Source organism: Streptomyces sp. NPDC003248 (assembly GCF_055563235.1).
Genome location: NZ_JBVHDT010000006.1, coordinates 195,492 through 218,566, shown reverse-complemented (window position 1 = coordinate 218,566; position 23,075 = coordinate 195,492). Strand labels below are relative to the sequence as shown.

The 23,075-nt window shown below is 72.7% G+C and carries 20 protein-coding genes and 1 tRNA gene; 11 read left to right on the top strand and 10 right to left on the bottom strand.

The window, feature by feature from the left end; translation table 11 throughout:
* Positions 1-91: 91 nt before the first annotated feature.
* A complete protein-coding gene (locus ACZ3KJ_RS17080) occupies positions 92-2,305 on the top strand; it encodes a PTS fructose transporter subunit IIABC (protein WP_467527708.1) in 2,214 nt (737 codons plus the stop codon).
* Between the two features lie 414 nt (positions 2,306-2,719).
* Positions 2,720-2,905, top strand: coding sequence for a hypothetical protein (locus tag ACZ3KJ_RS17075; protein ID WP_467527707.1), 186 nt, complete (start codon positions 2,720-2,722; stop codon positions 2,903-2,905).
* A gap of 31 nt (positions 2,906-2,936) precedes the next feature.
* Here ACZ3KJ_RS17075 and ACZ3KJ_RS17070 read toward each other — a convergent pair whose 3' ends face one another.
* From ACZ3KJ_RS17070 to ACZ3KJ_RS17060, 3 genes are all read right to left on the bottom strand, one after another.
* On the bottom strand, positions 2,937-3,683 hold the full coding sequence (locus ACZ3KJ_RS17070) for a DUF6227 family protein (protein WP_467527705.1): 747 nt from the start codon (positions 3,681-3,683) through the stop codon (positions 2,937-2,939).
* Between the two features lie 268 nt (positions 3,684-3,951).
* Positions 3,952-4,998 carry a P1 family peptidase gene (locus tag ACZ3KJ_RS17065; protein ID WP_467527703.1) on the bottom strand — a complete coding sequence of 349 codons (1,047 nt, stop codon included), beginning with the start codon at positions 4,996-4,998 and terminating at the stop codon, positions 3,952-3,954.
* Positions 4,999-5,084: 86 nt separating this feature from the next.
* Positions 5,085-6,335 carry a low temperature requirement protein A gene (locus ACZ3KJ_RS17060; protein ID WP_467527702.1) on the bottom strand — a complete coding sequence of 417 codons (1,251 nt, stop codon included), beginning with the start codon at positions 6,333-6,335 and terminating at the stop codon, positions 5,085-5,087.
* Between the two features lie 164 nt (positions 6,336-6,499).
* On the opposite strand from ACZ3KJ_RS17060, the gene ACZ3KJ_RS17055 reads away from it, so the two are divergent.
* Positions 6,500-6,727: a hypothetical protein gene (locus ACZ3KJ_RS17055; RefSeq protein ID WP_467527700.1), complete on the top strand. Its 228-nt coding sequence runs from the start codon at positions 6,500-6,502 to the stop codon at positions 6,725-6,727.
* 118 nt (positions 6,728-6,845) lie between these two features.
* Here ACZ3KJ_RS17055 and mscL read toward each other — a convergent pair whose 3' ends face one another.
* From mscL to ACZ3KJ_RS17025, 6 genes are all read right to left on the bottom strand, one after another.
* Complete coding sequence (gene mscL, locus ACZ3KJ_RS17050; RefSeq protein WP_467527699.1) at positions 6,846-7,319, bottom strand: large conductance mechanosensitive channel protein MscL; 474 nt, start codon at positions 7,317-7,319, stop codon at positions 6,846-6,848.
* Between the two features lie 138 nt (positions 7,320-7,457).
* Positions 7,458-8,150, bottom strand: a complete 693-nt coding sequence (locus ACZ3KJ_RS17045; RefSeq protein ID WP_467527697.1) for a hypothetical protein — start codon at positions 8,148-8,150, stop codon at positions 7,458-7,460.
* A 245-nt stretch (positions 8,151-8,395) separates the two neighbouring features.
* Positions 8,396-9,229, bottom strand: coding sequence for an S-methyl-5'-thioadenosine phosphorylase (locus ACZ3KJ_RS17040; RefSeq protein WP_467527695.1), 834 nt, complete (start codon positions 9,227-9,229; stop codon positions 8,396-8,398).
* Between the two features lie 132 nt (positions 9,230-9,361).
* Positions 9,362-9,694 (bottom strand): FmdB family zinc ribbon protein, encoded by a 333-nt coding sequence (locus ACZ3KJ_RS17035; RefSeq protein WP_467527693.1) that lies wholly within the window; start codon positions 9,692-9,694, stop codon positions 9,362-9,364.
* Positions 9,695-9,761: 67 nt separating this feature from the next.
* Positions 9,762-11,090, bottom strand: a complete 1,329-nt coding sequence (locus tag ACZ3KJ_RS17030; protein ID WP_467527691.1) for an MFS transporter — start codon at positions 11,088-11,090, stop codon at positions 9,762-9,764.
* 391 nt (positions 11,091-11,481) lie between these two features.
* Positions 11,482-13,035 (bottom strand): potassium/proton antiporter, encoded by a 1,554-nt coding sequence (locus ACZ3KJ_RS17025; RefSeq protein ID WP_467527689.1) that lies wholly within the window; start codon positions 13,033-13,035, stop codon positions 11,482-11,484.
* Between the two features lie 216 nt (positions 13,036-13,251).
* Between ACZ3KJ_RS17025 and ACZ3KJ_RS17020 the strand changes: the two genes are divergently transcribed.
* Positions 13,252-16,113 (top strand): penicillin acylase family protein, encoded by a 2,862-nt coding sequence (locus ACZ3KJ_RS17020; protein WP_467527687.1) that lies wholly within the window; start codon positions 13,252-13,254, stop codon positions 16,111-16,113.
* 161 nt (positions 16,114-16,274) lie between these two features.
* On the opposite strand, the gene ACZ3KJ_RS17015 is transcribed toward ACZ3KJ_RS17020, so the two are convergent.
* Positions 16,275-16,889, bottom strand: a complete 615-nt coding sequence (locus tag ACZ3KJ_RS17015; protein WP_467527685.1) for a 5-formyltetrahydrofolate cyclo-ligase — start codon at positions 16,887-16,889, stop codon at positions 16,275-16,277.
* 92 nt (positions 16,890-16,981) lie between these two features.
* On the opposite strand from ACZ3KJ_RS17015, the gene galU reads away from it, so the two are divergent.
* The 7 genes from galU to ACZ3KJ_RS16980 all read left to right on the top strand — a co-directional run bounded on the left by galU (position 16,982) and on the right by ACZ3KJ_RS16980 (position 22,946).
* Positions 16,982-17,893, top strand: a complete 912-nt coding sequence (gene galU / locus ACZ3KJ_RS17010; RefSeq protein WP_467527684.1) for a UTP--glucose-1-phosphate uridylyltransferase GalU — start codon at positions 16,982-16,984, stop codon at positions 17,891-17,893.
* The gene (gene glp / locus ACZ3KJ_RS17005; protein WP_467527682.1) at positions 17,890-19,215 is read left to right on the top strand and encodes a molybdotransferase-like divisome protein Glp; all 1,326 of its coding nucleotides are present in this window, start codon (positions 17,890-17,892) and stop codon (positions 19,213-19,215) included. Before galU ends, glp begins: the two co-directional genes overlap by 4 nt.
* Positions 19,216-19,555: 340 nt before the next feature.
* Positions 19,556-20,035 (top strand): cyclic pyranopterin monophosphate synthase MoaC, encoded by a 480-nt coding sequence (gene moaC / locus ACZ3KJ_RS17000; RefSeq protein ID WP_467527681.1) that lies wholly within the window; start codon positions 19,556-19,558, stop codon positions 20,033-20,035.
* Positions 20,032-20,565 (top strand): MogA/MoaB family molybdenum cofactor biosynthesis protein, encoded by a 534-nt coding sequence (locus ACZ3KJ_RS16995; protein ID WP_467527679.1) that lies wholly within the window; start codon positions 20,032-20,034, stop codon positions 20,563-20,565. The genes moaC and ACZ3KJ_RS16995 overlap by 4 nt, the downstream gene beginning before the upstream one ends.
* Positions 20,562-21,230 carry a GNAT family N-acetyltransferase gene (locus ACZ3KJ_RS16990; RefSeq protein ID WP_467528066.1) on the top strand — a complete coding sequence of 223 codons (669 nt, stop codon included), beginning with the start codon at positions 20,562-20,564 and terminating at the stop codon, positions 21,228-21,230. Before ACZ3KJ_RS16995 ends, ACZ3KJ_RS16990 begins: the two co-directional genes overlap by 4 nt.
* Before the next feature lie 182 nt (positions 21,231-21,412).
* Positions 21,413-22,786, top strand: a complete 1,374-nt coding sequence (locus ACZ3KJ_RS16985) for a hypothetical protein (protein WP_467527678.1) — start codon at positions 21,413-21,415, stop codon at positions 22,784-22,786.
* A gap of 86 nt (positions 22,787-22,872) precedes the next feature.
* Positions 22,873-22,946, top strand: a tRNA-Ala gene (locus tag ACZ3KJ_RS16980).
* The last annotated feature ends 129 nt before the right edge of the window (positions 22,947-23,075 follow it).

Sequence of the window (23,075 nt, the reverse complement as noted above, 5' to 3'; positions counted from 1 at the left end):
CCACTCCGGCAGCACCCCGCTGCACCCCCGTCCCCTCTGCCTCCCCCGCCCACCCCACACTCCGGGCGATACGCGTGCGAAGGAGCCCGCGATGAGTGACATGATCACCGCGGATCTGGTCGACCTCGACCTGTCCGCCGACACCAAGGAAGCGGCGGCGCGGTCCCTCGCGGAGCGCATGCTGGCCCGGGGCCGGGTGACCGACCTGGAGGGCTTCCTCGCCGACGTGGCCGCCCGCGAGGCGCAGATGCCGACCGGCCTCGACGGCGGCATCGGCATCCCGCACTGCCGCAGCGCCCACGTCACCGAGCCGACGCTCGCCTTCGGGCGCAGCGCCGCGGGCGTCGACTTCGGCGCCCCGGACGGCCCCGCCGACCTGATCTTCCTGATCGCCGCTCCCGCCGGCGCCGACGACGCCCACCTGACGATCCTGTCGTCGCTCGCCCGGCAGCTGATGAACGCCGAGTTCACCGACGCACTGCGGGCGGTGGACGACACGGAGGCCGCGGCGGCGCTGATCCGCGGGGACGAGGTCCCCGCTGCCGCCGCGCCCCCTGCCGAAGCCGGCCCGACCGCCGCGGACACCGCGCCGGCGGACGGCGCGGACTCGCCGCGGCCGGCGGGCTCCGCGGCCCCCACCGACTCCGTGGCGCCGCCGGTGGCGGCCTCCGCCGACGGCGCCACGGGCACCACCCGAGCCACGGACACCACCCCCGCGACCACCTCCGCGACGCCTGCCGAGGGGTCCGAGGGGTTCGAGGGGTTCGAGGGGTCCGAGGGGTCCGAGGGCGAGCGGCGTCCCTTCCGTGTCGTCGCCGTCACCTCCTGCCCGACCGGCATCGCGCACACCTACATGGCGGCCGAGTCCCTGGAGAACGCCGGGCGCGAGGCGGGCGTCGAAGTGGCCGTGGAGACCCAGGGGTCGGCGGGCTTCGCCCGGCTCGACCCGGCCGTCATCGAGGCGGCGGACGGCGTGATCTTCGCCCATGACGTCCCCGTACGCGACAAGGACCGCTTCGCCGGGAAGCCCACCGTCGACGTCGGGGTGAAGGCCGGCATCAACCGGCCCGCCGAACTCCTCGCCGAGGTGCGCGGCAAGGCCGAGCGCGGCGAGGTGACGTCGGGTGCTCCCGCCGGCGCGGGCACCCCGGTCGAACGGGCCGGCGACTCCACCGAGGGCTACGGCACCAAGCTCCGCAAGTGGCTGATGTCCGGCGTCAGCTACATGGTCCCGTTCGTCGCCGCCGGCGGTCTCCTCATCGCCCTCGGCTTCGCGATCGGCGGCTACGACATCAACGAGGCGCCGTCCGTCATGGACCACTTCGTGTGGACGCAGGCCGACAGCTGGGGCGCCCTGCTCTTCCAGATCGGCGGCGTCGCCTTCGGGTTCCTCGTCCCGGTCCTGGCCGGGTACATCGCCTACGGCATGGCCGACCGGCCCGGCCTGGTGCCCGGCTTCGTCGGCGGCGCGATCTCGCTCACCGTCAACGCCGGCTTCCTGGGCGGTCTGGCGGCCGGTCTGATCGCCGGAGCGGTGGTGATGGCGATCCAGAGGATCAGCATTCCGCCGGTGCTGCGCGGCATCATGCCGGTGGTGGTGATCCCGCTGATCTCCTCGGCGATCGTCGGATTCCTGATGTTCGTCGTCATCGGCAAGCCGATCGCCGCGGCGCAGAAGGCCATGACCGACTGGCTGGCCGGCCTCACCGGCGCCAACGCCGTCCTCCTCGGCGCCCTGCTCGGCCTGATGATGTGCTTCGACCTCGGCGGCCCCGTCAACAAGGTGGCCTACGCCTTCGCCACCGCCGGCATCGCCGTCGCCGACCCGAGCGACTCCGCGATGAAGGTCATGGCCGCGGTCATGGCGGCCGGCATGGTCCCGCCGCTGGCGATGGCCCTCGCCACCACCGTGCGCGGCAGGCTCTTCACCCGCACCGAGCGCGAGAACGGCAAGGCCGCCTGGGTCCTGGGCGCCTCCTTCATCTCCGAGGGCGCGATCCCGTTCGCCGCGGCCGACCCGATCCGCGTGATCCCCGCCTCGATGGTGGGCGGCGCGGTCACCGGCGCCCTGTCGATGGCCTTCGGCGCGACCCTGCGCGCCCCGCACGGCGGCATCTTCGTGGTCCCGCTGATCGGCAACCCGCTGCTCTACCTGGTGGCGATCGCGGCGGGCGTGTGTGTGACGGCGGCCCTGGTCGTCATCCTCAAGGGCCTGCGCAAGCCGGTCGCCGACGCCGCGGCCCCCGGCGCGGAGAGCCGCCCGGCCGACCCGGCGGCGGGGAAGAAGCAGCCGGTGGCGGCGTAGCGGACGCCCGCCGCCGGAGCGGCCGGTCGCAGCCCCGAAGGACGGGGCCGCGACCGGCCGCTCGTCGCTCTCTGCGGTATTGGTGCGACCTGCGCCACCTGCGAGATACATCACGGTCGGAGCCGAATATCCGGATCTTGAGGTCTACTGTTCGGCATGCCTGAGCACCCCTCGATGCCCCGGCCGGCGCGCGCGGCCGTTCTCGTTCTGGCCTGCGCCGCAGGGTTGGCCGGCCTGGCCCGCGTCCTGCGCCGCGGCGGCCGTGACGCGGGCGTGCCGGGCCCGGGGAAGGCAGTACCTCGTTCAGGAGGGCGCTCACGGCGCCCAGAAGCGCCCGCCTCGCCCCCTCATGAAGCAGGAGAGGCGAGGGAGGACGGCGAGGCTGGGGACTCTCGCGAAGGCAGGGAGGCTCGGGTGACCGATCTGCGTCCCGCCTTCGGAGAGCGCCCCGCACGGCAGGACGCCCCCGGGACCCCCCGCTCCCTCCCCGCCCTCCCGGGCCAGCAACGGATCGGACCGCCCTCGGAAGCCGCGCCGCTGACCCCGGCGGAGCAGGCGGCCTTCACGGACCTCGTACGGCGACTCGACAACGGAGACTGAACACCCGCGTCAGTACCGGCGGTCGTGCGGGTCAGGAGACCTGTGCCGCCCGCCGCTCCATCGCCTCCCGTGCAGCCGCCTCCGACGGGTACACCTCGCACATGTGCCGCCCGTCGGGCGTCGCCGTGTGCTCGACCTCCCACAGGGACATCTCCCGGCCGTCGTGGAGCAGGAACGCGTGCTCGTAGAGCGCGAATCCCAGACCGATCCGCCCGGCGCGGCAGGGGCGCCCGAAGGCCTGCGTGATCTGGTGTGCGAACGCCGTCCTCAGCAGCGCGGCGGTGTCCGCGCCGGGCCGGTCGGTGTTCTCCGCCCGGCGCAGCAGACGGCGCGCGTGGTCCGCGGAATCGTCCGGCACGTACACATGCCGGGGCGCGGGGATCGGCGGCAGCTGCACCAGCACCGGCAGCTCGAACTCGGGCGTGTCCGGTTGCATCGGAAGCCGCGCCGTGGCGGCCAGTACCTCCTCCTCGTCGACGTACACCTCGTGCTGCGGCTCGCTGCCCGGCTCGGGGTTGTGGACGAGTTCCCACAGCGTGAGCGCGGAGCCGTCGGCCAGCAGCCAGGTGTGCCGGTACGTCTCGCGGTGCAGCCCCGCGCTGTGGTGCGCGGAGTGCAGCGAGCTGTCGTGCGCGAGCGCGCAGTCGAGCCGCCTTATCGTGTCGTCGGGCAGCTCGAACGAGTTCAGGGCGCGACCGAGGAGCCGCGCGAGGTGCTCCTCCGGAGTCTCGGGCGACTCGGCTGGTTCGTGCGCTGCCGTCTCGTACGGAACGCTCAAGGTTTCTCCCGGCGTTGCTGCATGTCACCTTGTGGGTGCATACCGTAGCCCCTCGGCCGGACATCATGTCCGGGAACCGAGAAAACGTACGCCGGGAAAACGCCGGAGCCGCGCGATAAGTTCCCGCACCGTCCGATGATCTGTCAGAAAGTGCCGGTCAGAGGCGAGTTCCACCGAAAACGGGGGCGCAGTCCGGCAGAATGCGCCCCCCTCGCGATCCACCTGCCTCAGTCACCCGCCACCGCTACAGCTACGGTTACCGCTACCGCTACCGCCCCTGTTCCCGCTTCCCGTACAACTCGTCGTAGCCCAGCCACATCCCCCCTGCCGCCTGCACCGACTGCGCCGACCTCACCGCCCGCACGATCGCCCGGGTCACCGCGTCGGCGCCGGCCGCGAGGACGTCGTTCAGTGCGAGCGGATGCTCGGGGACGAGCGGGCGTGCGCCCGTGGCCAGTGCGAAGACCGTGTCCCCGTCGTTCAGCAGGTGCACCGGCCGCACAGCGCGCGCGATGCCGTCGTGTGCCGTGCCCGCCAGCTTCTGCGCCTGGGCCTTCGTCAGGGCGGCGTCGGTGGCGACCACCGCCAGCGTCGTGTTGAGGGGAGTGGGGGCGTTCTTCGCCGCGCTCTCCGCGAGGCGCCGTCGCGCGGCGGCGTGCACGCGCGCCTCCGGGTACTCCACCCGCCCCCGCCCCTGGAACAGCTCCCCGTACAGCACCCCCGTCTCGGGATCCATGGCCGACCCCAGCGCGTTGGCCACCACCAGCGCGGCCACGGTGATCCCCGAGTCGAGAACGACACCGGCGGTGCCGACCCCGCCCTTCAGCTCCCCGACCGCGGCGCCCGTGCCGGCGCCCACGCAGCCCTCCGGCACGATCGCGCCGGGCTCGCTCGCCGCGGCGGCCTCGACCGCGGCCCGCCCGGTGGCCGCGTCCGGGCGGGCCCGGAAGTCGCCGCCGCGCCCCAGGTCGAAGACGCAGGCGGCGGGCACCACGGGCACGACGTGCGCGGGGTCCGGCCCGACGGGCACTCCGCGGCCCCGCTCCTCCAGCCAGGCCATCACCCCGGACGCCGCGTCGAGCCCGTAGGCGCTGCCGCCGGTCAGCACGATCGCGTCGACCCGCTGCACCACGTTGCGCGGGTCGAGGGCGTCGGTCTCCTTCGTGCCGGGGCCGCCGCCCCGCACGTCCACGGCGGCGACGGCCCCGCCCTCGGGTGCGAGGACGACCGTGGTGCCGGTGAGCCAACCGTCGCCGGTGCGTGTCGCGTGGCCCACCCGCAGGCCGGGGACGTCCGTCAGAGCGTCAACTGTCATGGCAGCAGTCTCGCCGAGCCGCCGGAGCGGTCCGTTCCGCGGGCGGAGGCGTCGCCCGACCGGAGGGCCGCGTTCGGCGGGTGGTGTCACATTGCCGCGCCCGATGCCGGGGACGCGCCCCGCCGCGCGCTGCCGCGCGCCGCCCGGCGCGCCGTCAGCACGGTGCCGGCCGCCACGGCCAGCGCCGACACCAGGCCGGCCGCGAGGACCGCCCACTCGCCGAGGAAGGTGCAGCAGATGACGAGGAGCGCGGTGATCGGCAGGACGAGCTGCTGGGCGAGGCCCACCTTGAAGTGGCGCGCGTGCAGCGCCCACACGGTGAGCAGGTAGAGCGCCGTCGGCAGGGTCACCGCGGACGAAGCGGCCAGCGTCGGGATGTGCGCCTTGCCGACCGCCTGCTCGACCGCCACCTCCAGGCCCGCGCCGATCGCGGCCGCCGAGGCGAAGACGACGTAGTGGCCGTAGCCCCACACGAACGCCTCCCTGCTGGAGCGCAGATGACCGTGGATCGGCACCAGGAAGTAGATCCACCAGGCGGCGAAGATGATCAGCAGGCCGCCCGCGGCGATGGGCAGCAGCTCGTTGAGCGCCCGGCTCTCGTCGATGCCGGACTTCACGGCGACCGTGGCCGCGGCGATCGTCTCGCCGAGCACGATGATCGTGAAGAGTCCGTAGCGCTCCGCGATGTGGTGCGGGTGCCAGGCCGTCGGATGGTCCTTCTCGGCGTACAGCGGCACGCACATCTCCAGCACGGCCATCCCCAGGAACAGCCAGGGCCGGCCGGTCTCCGGCAGCAGCAACAGCCCCAGCCAGCCGATCTGGCAGAGGACCACGCCACCGGCGTACCGCAGCGCCATGGTCCGCTCCGGGCCCTCGCCGGACACCGCGACGCGCAGCCACTGCGCGGTCATGGCGAGCCGCATGATGACGTAGCCCAGCCAGACGGCCAGGAAGTCGTGGTCCTGGAACGCCCGGGACACGCCCGCCGCGAGGACGAGCACGCCGGCGATCTGGATCAGGGTGACGATCCGGTACAGGACGTCGTCGTTGTCGTAGGCCGAGGCGAACCAGGTGAAGTTCATCCAGGCCCACCAGATGGCGAAGAACATCATGGCGTAGTTGGCGATGCCCTCGCCCGTGTGGGACTCCGCGATCGCGTGCACCAGTTCGACGCCCGCCTGGGCCACTGCCACGACGAAGCAGAGGTCGAAGAACAGCTCGAGCGGCGAGGCGACCCGGTGGGCTTCGGCGCGCCCGCGCGCGGTCAGCCTGCGCACGGGTCTGGTGTGGTGGGGCGGGCCGGAGGGGGATGCCGGTGGGGGTGAGCTGGTCGTCATGGGTCCCAGCACAGCAGACAACCGGGGGTAATTCTTGTCGGAGGGCGCACGGAGTTGCCAGGTCAGACGGTGCGCGGCAGTGGATCGTGGCCGACGGGCGCGGGGACCGGGCCCCGGCCGGGCCGGCCCCGTGCGGGGCGTCTTCGGGGCCGTACTCTTGAGGCATGAGTACGCCCCCCGCCGCTGGACCGCAGGAGTCGCAGGAGTCGCAGGAGCCCAGGGTGCCGCGCGCGCCGCACGGGCCGAAGGCCGCTCTGGTCTTCGACGACCCGCTGGACCAGCAGTCCTCGGACGACACGGACCGCGGGTGGGGCGAGCGTCCGGCGGGCGGCGGGGACAGCGCGGCCGACCTCAAGCGCTTCCTCGACGAGAAGCCGCCCCACCACCTCTGAAGCCGCGCCCACCACCGCCCCCACCACCGGGCCTCGGACCGAGCCCACGACCGAACAGCCGGCCTGACCTGCGGCCGAACTCCCGGCCGGACAGTTGCGGCCGGCTGCGCCCCGAGTCCTACGGCTGGTTGTGCCCCGAGCCCCGCTGTGCGACCAGCGCGTCGCGGATCTCCTTGAGCACCTCGAGTTCGGTCACCTCGATGACCTCGTGCGTGCCCTCGCGGGCCTTCCTCCGCGCTTCCTGCCGCGCCAGGTACTTCGCCATGGGCAGCACCATCAGGAAGTAGACCACCGCGGCGGTGATCAGGAAGGTGAGCGTGGCGCCGAGGACGGAGCCCCACAGGATCCGTACGCCCGTCGCCGCGTCGCCCGTGCCGGTGCAGGGACCCTTGAGGCAGGAGCTGTAGCTGTCCAGGTTCTTGGTGCCGAACGCGCCGACGAGCGGGTTGATGATCCCCTTCACCACCGAGTTGACGATGTTCGTGAAGGCCGCGCCGATCACGACCGCGACTGCCAGATCGACGACGTTCCCGCGCATCAGGAAGGCCTTGAAGCCCTGCCAGACGCTGGGATCCTTCTTGTTCTCGGTCACCTCGGGGACACTCCTCGCATGAACGGGTTGTGAAACAAACAGCTCCGCAACCTACGTCAGACGATCGCGGGCCTGTCCAACGAGGTCGCTCGAACGAGGGACTTGACCGAGATCCGCACAGAACACGCACGACCGGTTTCACCACAGCGTCACCGCCAGGACGGCCGTCGTCCCCGCCCCCACCAGGCGTGCCGCGGTCGGCCGGGGAACCGACAGCACGACCAGCGCACCGCCTCCGCCTCCGCCTCCGCCTCCGGCGACTGCACCGGCGCCGGCCACAGAGCCGTCGGCGACGTCCGGCTCCGGCACCCTCGTCACGAGCGCCCTGCGCGCGACCACCCGGGCCTCCGCCTGAGCCTTCTCCCAGGCCCCGCCGCCCGTCGCCGTCCGCTCGGCGGCGATGACGTCGACCCGGTCACCGGGGCGCAGCAGCCGTACGGTGGCCGCGTCGGCGATCCGCACCGGCGCCTCGACGACCTCGTCGGCGGGCCGACGCCGTACGGGACCGTCCGCCGACGGTCGGGCGCGGGCGGGTGCGTTGCGGTCCGGGTGCCCGCGCGCCCGGTCGTGGGCGTCTCCCGGGACCGCCGCCACGAGCGCTGCGGCGGTGGCGGCGAGGCCGAGCGCCAGGGCGCGCCGGCGGCTGCCGGTGATGCTCCGCAGCCGGTACCGCCCGCCCCGCACGCGCACGGGGGCGAACCGCGGCACCTCGCACGTGGCGGGGGCCTCCGCGCCCGGCGGGCACGGAGCGGAGAAGACGGAGGGACGAGAGGAAGACGAGGGAGAGGAGGAAGCAGAGGGAGGGGAGGAAGACGAGGGGGAGAGGGACACGGTCGGGTCACCACCTGCGACGAGGAATCGGCCGAGGGATCGGAATCGGCTCGCGCACCACGATGGCCCCTCGCCGCGCCGCTCGCTGGAGACGGTGGACCACCGGCGGACTGTGGAAAACTCCCTCACCCGAACGAGAAGTTCCGTGCCGCTGCCCCGCGTCAGCCGCCCACACCGACCGCCCTGCACCGACTTACCCGCACCAGTCGGCCCCCGTAAGTCGGCCCCCGTCGGCCAGCCCCCCGCTACGGCAGCGGGAACCCCGGATCCATCCCGCCCAGGGCGTTCGCGCACAGGCAGTCCCGTTCGTCCGTGGCGGGCAGTGCGGCCACCGCGTCGAACAGGACGCCCCGCAGCCGGTCCACGTTCGCCGCGAACACCCGCAGCACTTCCTCGTGGGAGACGCCCTCGCCGGTCTCGGCGCCCGCGTCAAGGTCGGTGACCAGGTTCAACGACGTGTAGCAGAGCTCCAGTTCACGGGCGAGCGCGGCCTCCGGATGGCCTGTCATGCCCACCACGGACCAGCCCTGGGCCTGGTGCCACAGCGATTCGGCACGGGTCGAGAACCGCGGTCCCTCGATCACGACGAGCGTCCCGCCGTCCACGGGCTCCCAGTCCCGCCCGCGCGCCGCCTTCAGCGCCGCCGAGCGCCCGGCGGGGCAGTACGGGTCGGCCAGCGACACGTGGACCACGTTGGGCAGCGAGCCGTCGGGCAGCGGCAGCCCGTCGAAGTACGTGCCCGCCCGCGACTTCGTGCGGTCGGCCAGTTGGTCGGGGACGAGCAGCGTGCCGGGACCGTACTCGGGGCGCAGGCCGCCCACGGCGCAGGGGCCGAGGACTTGGCGCACGCCGACCGAGCGCAGGGCCCACAGGTTGGCCCGGTAGTTGATGCGGTGGGGCGGCAGATGGTGGCCGCGTCCGTGCCGGGGCAGGAAGGCGACCCGCCGGCCGGCGATCTCGCCGAGGAAGAGGGAGTCGCTGGGCGGTCCGTAGGGGGTCTCGACCTGGATCTCGGTCACGTCGTCGAGGAACGAGTAGAAGCCCGAACCGCCGATTACGCCGATCTCTGCGTTCACCATGACCAGCACAGTAGCCGGATTCGAACACGCGCTGTCCCCGGCTCAGGGAACGCCGAGGACCCGGTTTTCGGGAACGCCGAGGACCCGGCCGTCGTCGTACGACGGCCGGGTCCCGGTGACGAGATGTGGCCCTTAGGCGGCGGAGGTTCCGGCGGACGTGCCGGCGCTCGTCGACTTGGAGTCCGAGGAGGACGACGACTTCGCGTCCGAGGAGGACGACGACTTCGCGTCGGACGAGGCCGAGGACGTCGACGACTTGGACGACGCCGGCGAGCTGCTCGACGAGGAGCCGCGGCTGTCGTTGCGGTAGAAGCCGGAGCCCTTGAAGACGATGCCGACGGCGGAGAACACCTTCTTGAGGCGGCCACCGCAGTTGGGGCACTCGGTCAGGGCGTCGTCGGTGAACTTCTGCACCGCCTCGAGGCCCTCGCCGCACTCGGTGCACTGGTACTGGTACGTCGGCACTGTCTTCCTCCTGGCACTCTCACTCGATGAGTGCTAACGACGATCCATACTGACGTATTCCCGAGCGTCAGTCCACTGCCACCGGCACGCGGTGACCGACGCCACGTGCGACGGTACGTCCCCCGGGGGGTGCCACGAGCCGGGAGCGCAGGGCCGCGAGGGTGGCCAGGGCCAGTACGGTGCCGCCCATCGGCACCAGGAACCCGGCACCGGCCCGGAAGCGGTCCTCCAGCTGTCCGGCGACCGTGACGGCCGCCGCCTGGCCGAGCGCCACCGCGCCGGTCAGCCAGGTGAACGCCTCGGTGCGCGCCCCGGCCGGGACCAGGCCCTCGACCAGCGTGTAGCCGGTGATCAGCGCGGGCGCGACGCACATGCCGACCAGGAAGCCGAGGCCGGCCAGGACGAGCACCGAGTGCGCGGCCCACAGTCCGGAGGCGGTCAGGGCCAGCGCCGCGTAGCCGACGACGAGGCGGTGGTGCGGGGCGGCCTTCCAGGCGACGGCGCCGCAGACCAGGCCGGAGAGCATGTTGCCGGCGGCGAACGTGCCGTACAGGACGCCGTTCAGGCCGGGCTCGCCGATCGACTCGGTGAACGCGGCCAGCGACACCTGCATGCCGCCGAAGACGGAACCGATGCCGAGGAAGGCCACGGCCAGCACGCGCACGCCGGGGACCCGCAGGGCGGAGGGGTGCTCCACGCGCGCGTGCCCGTCGGCGGCGGCCGGAGGCTGGGTGCCCTTGCCGGCCGCGAACAGCAGACCGCCGAGCAGGGTCAGCGAGGCCTCGGTCACCAGTCCTGCGGCCGGGTTCACGGCGGTGCACAGGGCGGTCGCCAGCAGCGGACCGACGACGAAGGTGAACTCGTCCGTGACGGACTCGAAGGCCGCCGCGGTGGTCATCAGGGGCGAGCCCTTCAGCTTCGCGCCCCAGCGGGCGCGCACCATGGGGCCGATCTGCGGGACCGAGGCGCCCGTGGGCACGGCCGCGGCGAACAGCGCCCACAGCGGCGCGTGGGCCAGGGCGAGGACCGTGAGGGTCAGCCCCGACAGGGCGTGCACGAGGACGCCGGGGATCAGGACCGCGCGCTGCCCGTAGCGGTCGGCGAGGCGGCCGCCGTACGGCGCGCACAGCGCCATGGAGACGCCGGTGACGGCGGCGGCGGCGCCCGCGGCGCCGTACGAGCCGGTGGTGTGCTGCACGAGCAGCACGAGGGAGAGGGTGAGCATCGCGAACGGCTGGCGCGCCGCGAAGCCGGGGAGCAGGAACGTCCAGGCGCCGCGGGTGCGCAGCAGCTGTCCGTATCCGGGGCGGGCTCCCGAGCGCTGTCCCGGGTGCTGTTCCGGGCGGGCGGAGGCCGGCGAGTGCTTCGACGGCTCGGAGGTGACCGTGGACGCCACGGCCCGTGCCTTTCTGCCGCCTGGTAGCGCGCCCGTGCGGGGGGCGCCGAGAGCTGTCCTCTTGCGCGTACGCGGTAGATACCGGCGCCCACTGCGGGGTGCGTCCCGGCCGCCATACGGTCGCGCCAGCTCTGCGTCAGGCAGAGTTGGTTCGATCAAGGTGCGCCTTCATCGTACAGGGATCACCGGTTGCCCCACCTGTGAAGACGGGCACTATGACGCCCTTCGCCTTACGAATCAGCGGGGTGTGAACGGTAGGAAACCTGTACGTAATGCTCCATGTCTCCATGTCTCCATGTCTCCATGCATCCCTGCACGCACCCGCTGCCGACTCGCGAGCCCCTCGCCGCTCACCGGCGACCGTCACCAGCGGCCGCGCAGCGGCGGCCGCTCACCGCTCGTCGCCGCCCGTCCCCAGCCAGTCGGCCAGCTTGCCGCCGTGTCCGACCGCGCGCAGGCGGCGTTCGGCCGCGTCCCGGACGGGGTCGGTGGCGACGACGAGGAGTTCGTCGCCGCGCCGCAGCACCGTCGTGGGCAGCGGCACGAACGAGGTGCCGTCGCGCACGACGAGGGTGACGGCGGCCCCGGCGGGCAGCCGCAGCTCGTTGACCTCGACGCCGTGCATCCGGGAGCCCTCGGGGATCACCACGGACAGCAGGTGTCCGCGCAGCCGTTCCAGGGGCGCCGACTCGATGCCCAGGTCGGCCGCCTCGGCCTCCTCGCCCAGGTGCAGCTTGCGGGCCAGCCAGGGCAGGGTCGGTCCCTGGACCAGGGTGTAGACGACGACCAGGACGAAGACGATGTTGAAGATGCGGCGGCTGGCGTCGACGCCCTCCACCATGGGGATGGTGGCCAGGATGATCGGCACGGCGCCGCGCAGCCCGGCCCAGGACATCAGCGTCTGCTCCTGCCACGGCACCCGGAACGGCGTGAGGCACAGCACCACGCTCAGCGGGCGCGCCACCATGGTCAGCACCAGGCCGATGACGAGCGCCGGCCACACGTCGTCGCCCAGTTCGTGCGGGGTGACCAGCAGGCCGAGGATGACGAACATGCCGATCTGGGCGATCCAGCCGAGCCCCTCGGCGAAGCCGCGCGTGGCGGGCCAGTGCGGCAGCTTGGCGTTGCCCATGACCATCGACGCGAGGTAGACGCCCAGGAAGCCGCTGCCGTGCGCCAGCGCGCCCGCCGCGTACGCCGTGACCGCGATCGCCATGACGGCGATCGGGTAGAGGCCGGAGGCGGGCAGGGCGACGTGGCGCAGGCCCCAGGAACCCGCCCAGCCCACGGCGAGGCCGATGGCGGCGCCGATGAGCAGTTCCAGCGCTATCTCGCCGACCAGCACGTACCAGTGCTCCACGGGGCCCGCGGCCGAGAACGCCACGACCAGGATGACCACCGGGGCGTCGTTGAAGCCCGACTCGGCCTCCAGCATGCCCGTCACGCGCGTGGGCAGCGGGATCCGGCGCAGGACGGAGAAGACCGCCGCCGCGTCCGTGGAGGACACCACCGCCCCGATGATGAGCGCCTGCCGCCACTCCAGCCCGGTCAGGTAGTGCGCGCCCGCCGCCGTGACCCCGACGCTCACCGCGACGCCGACGAGCGCCAGCGCGGAAGCGGCCGTGAGAGCCGGTCTCACCTCCTTCCACGCCGTGCCCAGACCGCCCTCGGCGAGGATCACGACCAGGGCCGCGTAGCCGATGATCTGGGTGAGTTCGGCGTTGTCGAAGTGGATGTTGCCGAGGCCGTCCTGGCCCATGAAGACGCCGATGCCCAGGTACACGAGCAGGCTGGGGAGCCCGCTGCGCGAGGAGATCCGGACCGCTGCGACGGCGACGAGCAGGACGACTGAGCAGACGAGCAGGAGCTGGTTGAGGTGGTGGACAGTCAGCGGCGGTTCCCTTTCCTGGCGCGCGCGGCACGCGCGTGTGGTGCACAGGTACATCGGACACGAAGCGGCGCGCTCCGGACCCAACTACTTCGTTACCTTACCTAACTCTTGACGATTTCTTGACGCTGGCCGTGGTGTGATCGAACGCTCTTCCGTCCCCGTTGCCGACTCCGCGTCAAGTGGCGCGGACCCCTGCGCCTATGGTTGCTCCAGCGCTCATTCATAGTCACAGCCCGACCTGCCGCTCGCGTTAGGACAGCAAGGACAGCGATGCCCCCCAACACCACCGCCACAACGGGTGACAAGCCCGGCAAGTCCGGCAGGAAGAAGGGGCGCAAAGCCCGTCTGATCGTGCTCGTGCTGGTGCTGGCCCTCATCGGCGGCATCGCCTACGGCGGCTACTGGTCCGTCAGTACCGTGCGCGCCTCCTTCCCGCAGACCACCGGTTCGATCACGCTCGACGGCCTCTCCGGGCCGGTCGACGTGAAGCGGGACGGCTACGGCATCCCGCAGATCTACGCGTCCTCCGACGAGGACCTGTTCATGGCGCAGGGCTACGTCCAGGCGCAGGACCGGTTCTACGAGATGGACGTGCGCCGGCACATGACGTCCGGGCGCCTGTCGGAGATGTTCGGCAAGAGCCAGGTCGACAACGACGCCTTCCTGCGCACCCTCGGCTGGGACCGGGTCGCCGAGGAGGAGTACGAGAAGAAGCTGTCGCCCGACACCAAGAAGTACCTCCAGGCGTACGCCAAGGGGGTCAACGCCTACCTCGCGGGCAAGGGCGCCGAGGACATCTCCCTGGAGTACGTGGCCCTCGGGTTCACCAACGACTACCAGCCCGCGCAGTGGACGCCGGTCGACTCCGTCTCCTGGCTGAAGGCGATGGCCTGGGACCTGCGCGGCAACATGCAGGACGAGATCGACCGCGCCCTGCTGACCAGCCGGCTGGGCCCGCAGCAGATCGCCGAGCTGTACCCGGAGTACCCGTACGACCGCAACCAGGCGATCGTCCAGGAGGGGCAGTACGACGAACTGACCGGCGCGTTCGAGCAGAGCGGGAGCAGCGGCTCCGACGACTCCTCCACGGACGGGACGCAGGACGCCACCGAGGACGCCACGGGCGACACCTCCGGCACCTCCGGCACGTCGGACGCCTCGACCGCTTCGGACACCTCGACGGACACGTCCTCGGGTACCTCCACGGACACCGAGGGCTCGGCCCTCCAGAGCCAGCTCTCGGGCCTCTACGACGTCCTGGACGACCTGCCCGAGGCCGTCGGCGTGAACGGCAACGGCATCGGCTCGAACTCCTGGGTCGTCGGCGGGGACCACACGATCACCGGCAAGCCGCTGCTGGCCAACGACCCGCACCTGTCGGCGTCCCTGCCGTCCGTCTGGTACCAGATGGGCCTGCACTGCCGCACCGTCTCCAGCACCTGCCAGTACGACGTCACCGGCTACACCTTCGCGGGCATGCCCGGCGTGATAATCGGCCACAACCAGGACATCTCCTGGGGCATGACCAACTCCGGCGTCGACGTCACCGACCTCTACCTGGAGAAGCTCTCCGGCGACGGCTACGTCTACGACGACAAGGTGCGGCCCTTCACCACCCGCGAGGAGACCATCAAGGTCGCCGGCGGCACCTCCAAGAAGATCGTCGTCCGGCAGACCGCCGACGGGATGCCGCTGCTCTCCGACCGCGACGACGAGCTCGTCAAGGTCGGCAAGAAGGCGACCGTCGACGAGGACGAGGCCGCCCCCGACCGCGGTGACGGCTACGCGGTGGCCCTGAAGTGGACCGCCCTGGAGGCGGGCAACACCATGGACGCCGTCTTCGAGATGAACAAGGCGGCCGACTGGGACGACTTCCGTGCCGCCGCCGAGGACTTCGACGTGCCGTCGCAGAACCTGATCTACGCGGACACCGACGACCACATCGGCTACCAGCTGCCCGGCAAGATCCCCACGCGGGCCAAGGGCCAGGACGGCTCGATCCCGTCCCCGGGCTGGGACTCCTCGTACAAGTGGACCGGCTACATCGCCTTCGACGAGCTGCCCTACGAGTACGACCCCGCGCGCGGCTACATCGTCACCGCCAACCAGGCCGTGGTCGACCCGGACGACTACCCGTACACGCTCACCACGGACTGGGGCTACGGCACCCGCAGCCAGCGCATCACCGACCTGATCAAGCTGAAGATCAAGGGCGGCGGCAAGATCTCCACGGACGACATGCGCCAGATGCAGCTGGACAGCGACAACCAGATCGCGCGGCTGCTGGTCCCCGTGCTGCTGAAGCTCAACCTGGACGACCCGGACGTCCGCGAGGCGCAGGACCTGCTGCGCGGCTGGGACTACACCCAGGACGCCGACTCGGCCGCGGCCGCCTACTTCAACGCGGTGTGGCGCAACATCCTCAAGCTGGCCTTCGGCAACAAGCTGCCCAAGGAGCTGCGGGTCGAGGGCCAGTGCCTGTGGGTCGAACCGGTCAACACCACCGGGCCCGTCGACGAGACCGGCAAGGTCCGCGAGTGCGGTCAGCGCGAGGGCGACCAGGCGCAGCCCGACGGCGGCGACCGCTGGTTCGAGGTCGTGCGCAACCTGCTGGAGAAGCAGGACAGCGACTGGTGGACGACGCCCGAGTCGGGCACCCGCCCCGGCGCCGACCACAACCGCGACGACCTGTTCGCGCGGGCCATGATCGACGCCCGCTGGGAGCTGACCGCCAAGCTCGGCAAGGACATCGACACCTGGAGCTGGGGCCGGCTGCACCGCCTGTTCCTGAAGAACCAGACCCTGGGCACCAGTGGCCCCGGCTTCCTCCAGTACATCCTCAACCGGGGCCCGTGGAAGCTCGGCGGCGGCGAGGCGGCGGTCGACGCCACCGGCTGGAACGCCGCCGGCGGCTACGACGTCGTGTGGGTGCCGTCGATGCGGATGGTGGTCAACCTCGCCGACCTGGACAAGTCGAAGTGGATCAACCTCACCGGCGCCTCCGGGCACGCCTTCAGCGCCCATTACACCGACCAGACGGACAAATGGGCCAACGGTGAACTGCTCGACTGGTCCTTCTCGGCGAAGGCGGTCGACAAGAGCACCGGCGACACCCTGGTCCTCAAGCCGTGAGCCACGGCTGACCGGTCGCCGACCGGTCGTTCATCGGTCGCCGACCGATCGGGAAGGGCCCCTCCACGCGCGCGTGGAGGGGCCCTTCCCGCGTCCCCGTGCGGTCCCGCCGGGACGGGCGGGGTTCGGACGAGGCGGGCGGGGTTCGGACGAGGCGGCGTTCAGGTGAGGCGGCGCACCCCCGAGGGCGTCACCACGGCGTGCACCGGACGGTCGTGCGCCTCCTCGGGGACGTGCCCGACGACCTCGGTGTCGTACAGGAGCACCACCCGGGCGGCCCGGGCACCGGCGTTTTCCAGCCGGGCCAGCACCCGGTCGTACGAGCCGCCGCCGCGCCCCAGGCGCATGCCGCGCCCGTCGACCGCGAGACCCGGCAGCAGCACCACGTCGGCGTCCGCCACCGCGTCGGGCCCCAGACGCTCGCCGACGGGTTCGAAGAGGGCCATCCGCCCGCCGTGCTGCACCCGCGCGAGGGAGCCCTCACCGGCGTAGGCACCCCAGTCGAGATCGTTGTCGGGCAGCAGCGCGGGGAGCAGGACGCGCACGCCCCGGGCGTGCAGCGCGTCCAGCAGCGCGAGCGTTCCGGGCTCGCTCCCCACGGAGACGTAGGCCGCCACCGTCCGCGCGCGGGCCAACTCCGGCAGCCCCATGGCGTGCTCCGCCAGGGCGGCGGCCGCCTCGCGCACGTCATCGGTCGTCAATCTGTTTCTCACTGCGAGGAGCTCTCGCCGCAACATATGTTTGTCAGACTCTGGTCCGTCTTTGAGATGGCTCATGTGTCGCTCCCGCACCATTCCAATCCACTCATATGATCATGAGTTAACAGGAGCTACAGATTCCTCTCAAACCCACCGGATAAGGTTCCGACATGACTCAGTCGCACCCCAGGATCAGCAAGGCTGTCATCCCAGCGGCCGGACTCGGCACCCGCTTCCTGCCGGCGACCAAGGCCACTCCCAAGGAGATGCTGCCGGTCGTGGACAAGCCCGCGATCCAGTACGTGGTCGAGGAGGCCGTCTCCGCCGGGCTCGACGACGTCCTCATGGTCACGGGTCGCAACAAGCGCCCCCTCGAGGACCACTTCGACCGCAACTACGAACTCGAGTCGGCGCTGGAGAAGAAGGGCGACGCCCAGCGCCTCGCCAAGGTCCAGCAGTCCAGCGACCTCGCGACCATGCACTACGTGCGCCAGGGCGACCCCAGGGGCCTCGGTCACGCGGTCCTGTGCGCGGCCCCGCACGTCGGGCAGGAGCCGTTCGCCGTCCTGCTCGGCGACGACCTGATCGACCCGCGCGACCCCCTGCTGCGGCGGATGATCGAGGTCCAGGAGCAGCACGGCGGCAGCGTCGTCGCGCTCATGGAGGTCGCCCCCGAGCAGATCCACCTCTACGGCTGCGCGGCCGTGGAGAGCACCCCCGACGGCGACGTGGTCAAGGTGACCGGGCTGGTGGAGAAGCCGGACCCGGAGGACGCCCCGTCGAACTACGCCATCATCGGACGCTACGTCCTCGACCCGAGCGTCTTCGGGGTCCTGCGCCAGACCGAGCCCGGCCGGGGCGGCGAGATCCAGCTCACCGACGCCCTCCAGCAGCTCGCGCAGGACGAGAAGGTCGGCGGCCCGGTGCACGGCGTCTGCTTCAAGGGCCGCCGCTACGACACCGGCGACCGGGGCGACTATCTGCGTGCCATTGTCAGACTCGCGTGCGAACGTGAAGACCTGGGGCCGGACTTCCGGTCCTGGCTTCGCCGTTACGTCACCGAGGAGATGCAGCAACGTTGAGCACCGCCGCGCCCCGCCCCGTCGGCCAGGACCACCTGTGGTCGGTGGACGAGCACCTGGAGGACATCCTCGCCACCGTCCGCCCCCTGGACCCCATCGAGCTGCAACTGCCCGACGCCCAGGGCTGTGTCCTGGTCGAGGACGTCACGGTGCCGGTCTCGCTGCCGCCGTTCGACAACAGCTCCATGGACGGCTACGCGGTGCGGGTCGCGGACGTCGCGGGCGCGAGCGAGGAGTTCCCGGCGGCCCTGGAGGTCGTCGGGGACGTCGCGGCGGGCCACGCGGCCGATCTGCTCCACGTGGGGCCCGGACAGGCCGCCCGGATCATGACCGGCGCCCCCCTGCCCAAGGGCGCCGAGACCGTCGTCCCCGTGGAGTGGACGGACGGCGGTCTCGGCGAGGGCCCCGTCGACGGGATGCGCGCCCGCAGCCTCGCCCCCGGCCAGGCCGCGGGCCACGTCCGCGTGTACCGCCCCGCCGAGGCCCGCGCGCACGTACGCGCGCAGGGCAGCGACGTGCAGGCCGGGGACCGCGCCCTGGAGGCGGGCACCGTCCTCGGGCCCCCGCAGATCGCCCTGCTCGCCGCCATCGGCCGCGGCACGGTCCGGGTCCGTCCCCGCCCGCGCGTGGTCGTGCTGTCCACCGGCAGCGAGCTCGTCCAGCCCGGCGAGGAACTGGGCAGCGGCCAGATCTACGACTCCAACAGCTTCGCCCTCACCGCGGCCGCGCGGGACGCCGGCGCCCTCGCCTACCGGGTCGGCGCGGTCGCCGACGACGCCGACACCCTGCGCTCCACCATCGAGGACCAGCTGGTCCGCGCCGACCTGGTCGTCACCACGGGCGGCGTCAGCGTCGGCGCCTACGACGTCGTCAAGGAAGCGCTGTCGCACGTCGGCGACGAGGACGAGGCGGGCAGCGGCATCGAGTTCCGCAAGCTGGCCATGCAGCCCGGCAAGCCCCAGGGCTTCGGCACCATCGGCCCCGACCACACCCCGCTGCTGGCGCTGCCCGGCAACCCCGTGTCGTCGTACGTCTCCTTCGAGCTGTTCGTACGGCCCGCGATCCGCACCATGATGGGGCTGGACGACGTCCACCGGCCCACCACGCGCGCGACGCTCACCGCGGACAGGGCGCTGACCTCGCCGAAGGGGCGCAGACAGTTCCTGCGCGCCCGGTACGCCGACGGCACCGTCCGCCCGGTCGGCGGCTCCGGGTCGCACCTGGTGGCCGCCCTCGCGCACGCCGACGCGCTGGTCGTCGTCCCCGAGGACGTGGAGTCCGTCGAGCCGGGCACCGAGGTCGAGGTCGTCCTGCTCGGCTGAGCCACCGCGCGCGTGCCCGCCTCGGCACGTGCGTCCGCCTCCGCCCGCGTGCCGGGCCCCGCCGCCCCTGCGCGCGTGCCAGGCCTCGCCCCCGCGCGTGTCCGCGCCCGCGTGCGTGCCCGGCCCAGCCCCGTATGTGCGTCCGCCCCCCGTATGCGTCCGTCCCCGCGCGACGCCCGTCCCCGCGCGACGCCCGTGCCCGCGCCCGTCCCGCGGCCGTGCCGGCCCGTCCGCGGGACGGGCCGGGTCGGCTCGGCGCCTCCGCTTGGGGGTACCGTGTCGCGCACAACAGGCCCGAGCGCCGCACCGCGCCGGGCCCGGACCGGGAGCGCGAGCAGGCATGAGCAGGCAGGACCGACTGACGCACATCGACGAGGCGGGCGCGGCCCGCATGGTCGACGTATCCGGCAAGGACGTGACCGCGCGCACCGCGCGCGCGAGCGGACGCGTCCTCGTCTCGCCCCGCGTGGTCGAGCTGCTGCGCGGCGAGGGGCTCCCCAAGGGCGACGCCCTGGCGACCGCGCGGATCGCGGGCATCATGGGCGCCAAACGCACCCCCGACCTGATTCCGCTGTGTCACCCCCTGGCGGTGTCCGGTGTGAAACTGGACCTGTCGGTCGCGGACGACGCCGTGGAGATCAGCGCCACCGTGAAGACGACGGACCGCACGGGCGTCGAGATGGAGGCGCTCACCGCGGTCTCCGTCGCCGCGCTCACCGTGATCGACATGGTGAAGGCGGTCGACAAGGAGGCGGTCATCACGGACGTGCGCGTCGAGGAGAAGACGGGCGGCAAGTCGGGCGACTGGAGCCGGTCATGACGAGAGACGCCTCGGGAGACGGAGCGCCGTACCGCGCGCTGGTCGTGACGGCCTCCAACCGGGCCGCCGCCGGTGTCTACGAGGACACGGGCGGCCCGCTGATCGCCGACGGGCTGGCGCGCTGCGGGTTCGCGGTCGACGGCCCCCGCGTCGTGCCGGACGGGGACCCCGTCGAGGCCGCCCTGCGGGCCGCCGTCGCCGACGGGTACGACGTCGTCGTCACCACCGGCGGCACCGGCGTCTCGCCGACCGACCGCACCCCGGAGGCCACCCGCCGGGTGATCGACCACGAGGTGCCGGGCATCGCCGAGGCGATCCGGGCGTTCGGCCGGGAGAAGGTGCCGACCGCGGCGCTCTCCCGGGGCCTGGCCGGGGTGGCGGGCCGCACGCTGATCGTCAACCTGCCGGGTTCGACCGGCGGGGTGAAGGACGGGCTGGCGGTCCTGGAGCCCCTGCTGGGGCACGCCGTCGACCAGCTCCGCGGCGGTGACCACCGCAGACCCGGCGCCAGTACGGGGGGTGCGAGCTGAACAGCCCGTCCTGGCCCGTCGAACTCGCGGAGGGCGATGTCGTCCTGCGGCCGATAAAGCTGCGCGACCAGCGGGCGTGGCGCGAGGTCAACCGGCGCAACCGGGACTGGCTGCGCCCCTGGGAGGCCACCATCCCGCCCCCCGCGCCGAGCGGGCCGATCGCGCACCGGCCCACCTACCGCCAGATGGTCCGGCACCTGCGCGCCGAGGCGAACGCGGGCCGCATGCTGCCGTTCGTCATCGAGTACCAGGGGCGGCTGGTCGGGCAGTTGACGGTCGCCGGGATCACCTGGGGCTCCATGTGCTCCGGACACGTCGGCTACTGGGTGGACGAGGGCGTGGCCGGCCGCGGGGTGATGCCGACGGCCGTGGCGCTCGCCGTGGACCACTGTTTCCGCAGCGTCGGCCTGCACCGCATCGAGGTCTGCATTCGGCCCGAGAACGGGCCGAGCCGACGGGTCGTGGAGAAACTCGGATTCCGTGAGGAGGGGCTGCGGCCGCGTTATCTCCACATCGACGGGGCCTGGCGCGACCACCTCGTCTTCGCGCTCACGGCGGAGGAAGTGCCCGAGGGCCTGCTGAGCCGCTGGCGGCACACGCGCTCCCGGAGCGCTCCGCGCGACCCGCAGAACACCCCCGGTCATCACAGCGGACCGATTAATTGAATAAACGTTCGATAATGACGGAGGGGTGACCGGCTGAGTGCGTTCCGAGGTTGCGGAATTCCCGGTTCGGGCTGCCGCTGATCGGACCAGTCGCAAAAAAAGCTCGAAATATCAGCCAGATCGTGCGACACACCGGCCCAATTGGCGGATGGCCTCACGCAAACCCCTCTACGGTGTGAGACGTGAGCAGCAGCGGCCTCATCTACGCAGTCATTGTCGGGGCCTGGGCCGCCTACTTGGTGCCGATGTGGCTCCGTAGGCAGGACGAGCTGAACGAGGCCCGTCCGACGGAACGCTTCAGCACCGCCATCCGGCTGCTGTCCGGACGGGCGGGGATGGAGCGCCGGTACGCCAAGGACCTGCGGGCGCGCTCCGCCGAGGAGGGGGAGCCCGACGCCGACGCGCCGGACGTCCTCACCGACTCGGTGGACGTCCGGGCCTTCGCCATGCCTCCGACCCGTCCCCAGGCCACGGCGACGGTCCAGGAACGGGAGCGTGACCGGGAGCGGGAGCGCGACCGGGAGCGCCCGGAGCCGACGCACGAACCGGCGCGGGCATCGGTGCACGAACCGGTGCGGGCATCAGTGCACGAACCGGGTCGGGAACCGATGCGCGAACCGGCGCCCAAGGCCGCCCACGAGCCGGCCGCCGCGCCCGCGCACCCCCGCGTGCCCGACGCCCGGCGCACGCCCTCCGCGCCGGCGCCCGCGGCCACCCCCGCTCCACCCTCCGCCCCCACGCCCGCGGCGGCGAAGGCGGCCGCCGCGCGCGCCCAGCGCACCAAGGTGCTCGCGCGCCGCAGGCGCACCACGGTGGTGCTCTTCCTCGCGTTCACGCTGGGCGCGATCGTCGCCGCCGTCGGCGGGCTCGCGTTCCTGTGGGCACCCGGCGTGCCCGCCGTCCTGCTCAGCTCGTACATCGCGTACCTGCGCTCCCAGGAGCGCCGCCGCTTCGCCTTCCAGATGGACCGCAAGCAGGCCGAGGCCGCCGCGCAGCGGCTGCGGGAGCGCCAGCCGCGCCGCCGGACCCCCGCCGGCGCCTCCGCGTCGGCCGACGGCGTCCTCGACGCCGCCGCAGAGGAGCCGCACGAGGGCCCCGAACCGGAGACCGACCCGGGACTGCTGGCGCTCGCCGCCGACCGCAGGGCGCTCGTCGAGCAGACCGATCACGCCGAGTGGGTCGACCAGCAGCGCGAACGGCAGCGGCGGCCGGGCCACGGCGAGAGCTGGGACCCGGTCCCCGTCCCGCTGCCGACGTACGTGACCGCGCCGGTCGCGCCACGGGCCACGGCCGGGGTCGACCTCGGGGCGCCCGACACGTGGAGCTCCGCCCGCTCCAGCGCCGTGGCGCCGGAGCACGAGGCGGCGGACGGGGCACGGGACGCCGACGCGGGCGCCGACCCGGCCGGGGAGCCCGGGGACGCGGCCAGGGCCGACGGCGACGAACGCAGCGACGCGCGCCGCGCCGCCTCCGCCCGCCGCTCCCGCGAGCGCGGCCGTACGCCGCTGTTCGACCAGTACGAGGACGGCGACCGGCCCCGGGCCGCCAACGAGTGACCCCCGCCGCGACGGGACCGCTGGTCGGGCCCGGCAACGGATTTCCGAGCAGCCCGATCGGGGTGCTAGAGTTTCACTCGTTGCAAGGGCCTGTGGCGCAGTCCGGTAGCGCACCTCGTTCGCATCGAGGGGGCCAGGGGTTCAAATCCCCTCAGGTCCACGCAGCATAGGGGCCCGTTCCTGGAAACAGGAACGGGCCCCTTGCCATGCCGGTTTCCTCTCTCCGTCGGTAGCCGCCCTCGTCGGCAGGCGCCCCGGTGCGGGCCTGCCGGTGGTGAAGTCGCGGTGG